The sequence below is a fragment of the Frankia sp. Mgl5 genome (assembly GCF_023242985.1).
Taxonomy (GTDB): Bacteria; Actinomycetota; Actinomycetes; order Frankiales; family Frankiaceae; genus Parafrankia; species Parafrankia soli.
This window is the reverse complement of the sequence record NZ_JALKFY010000848.1, coordinates 1-1,519: the sequence shown is the minus strand read 5'-3', so window position 1 is coordinate 1,519 and position 1,519 is coordinate 1. Positions and strand designations below refer to the sequence as shown.

1 protein-coding gene is annotated in these 1,519 nt (G+C 73.5%); it reads right to left on the bottom strand.

Features of this window, described 5'->3' with window-relative positions:
- Window positions 1-372: 372 nt before the first annotated feature.
- Complete coding sequence (locus MXD62_RS36550; protein ID WP_248833894.1) at window positions 373-1,248, bottom strand: LLM class F420-dependent oxidoreductase; 876 nt, start codon at window positions 1,246-1,248, stop codon at window positions 373-375.
- Window positions 1,249-1,519: the final 271 nt, after the last annotated feature.

Here is a 1,519-nt window from a genome sequence, read left to right as displayed (position 1 = left end):
CCGCGGCCGCGCGCGGGGGGGGGGGGGGGGGGGCGGGGGGGGGGGGGGGGGGGCCGCGCCCCCCCCCCCGCCGCCGGGTGCCTCTCCCACGGCCGCCGTCCCCGGGAGGAGCCGCCCGCCCGCATGATCGCGCACGGCCGCCTTCTCCACCCCCCGAACTGCCCGGAACCTGACCGGCGGATCGCTCAGGTTACTGATCGATTATTCGCCAGGCAGTGACCACCGACAAGGCAGTCGCTCACTCCGCGGAACACCGGAAAGGCGACTCGCGCCGGCCCTGCTCGCCGCTGGCGGCGTGATGACAGAAAAGGCCTGATGGCGCTGCGCCTCCCGCCCATTCCGTCCGCGCCACGCTGAGCAGCGCCAGCGCCGCTAGGAAACCAGGTCGAGCGCGGTGGCGAGGGCGCGCCATTGCGGCCGGGGAACAGTCGTCGGGTCCTCGGTGAGGACGTGGACGCACACGTGGTCCGCGCCCGCGTCCTGGTGCTCCCGCACGCGGCTGAGGACCGCGTCGAGGTCACCCCAGGCGACGAGCGCGTCGACGAGGCGGTCGCTGCCGCCGCCTCCGAAGTCGTCGGGAGCGAAGCCGAGCCGGAGGAGATTGTTGGTGTAGTTCGGCAGGGTCATGTAGCGGTTCACCGTGGCGCGGGCGATCGTGCGCGCCCGCTCCGGATCGGTCTCCAGGACGACCTTCTGCTCGACGGCGAGCAGCGGACCGCTCCCGAGGATTTCTCGGGCCCGCCGCGTGTGTTCCGGTGGGACGAGGTAGGGATGCGCGCCCGCCGTGCGCTCGGCGGCGAGCGCGAGAACCCGCGGGCCGAGCGCCGCGAGCGCGCGGTTCTCCCGGGGGACCGGCGTCTTCGCCGCGTCGAGGCCGTCCAGGTAGTCGACCACCTTCCGGTACGGCCGCTCGTAGCGTTGCCCGGTCGGCTCGACGTTCGCGGCGTGCCCGGCACCGATGCCGAGAAGCAGTCGGTCGGGGTGGGCCCCGGATACGCGGGCGTAGCTGGCGACCACCTGGTCCAGCGGCTCGGTCCAGACGTTGACGATCCCCGTGGCCACCGAGATCCGTGACGTCGCGTCCAGCAGTGTCTCCGGCAGCGCGAGGTCACCGGCGGCGGCGCCGATCCAGATCGCGCCGTACCCGAGATCCTCCAGCTCCGCGGCGATCTCCGCGTGCTGCCCGGCGTCGTCAGGCCAGTAGAACGAAGCCCGCCATACTCCGACCCCGCCGACGTCAACCGCCACGGCCCCGTCCCTTCGCTGTGACTGGCCCTTTCGCTACTCCAGCTGTCAATGACGACGTCGTATTCCACTGGGTACGGACGGCCTCGCCCGGCAACGCGGGCTCACATCGAACTCACATCGCGGCGGCCCTATCGTGCGGGGCGAGCTTCCGCCCCGCCCCCGGGGGCCGCTCCGCGGCCGCGCGGCGTGCCGTCGAGACCCTGGACGGGCGGGCGCCGGCCCCGTCGCCTGAGTTCCCTGGAGGCCCTCGACAGTGACCACGTTCGCGTCG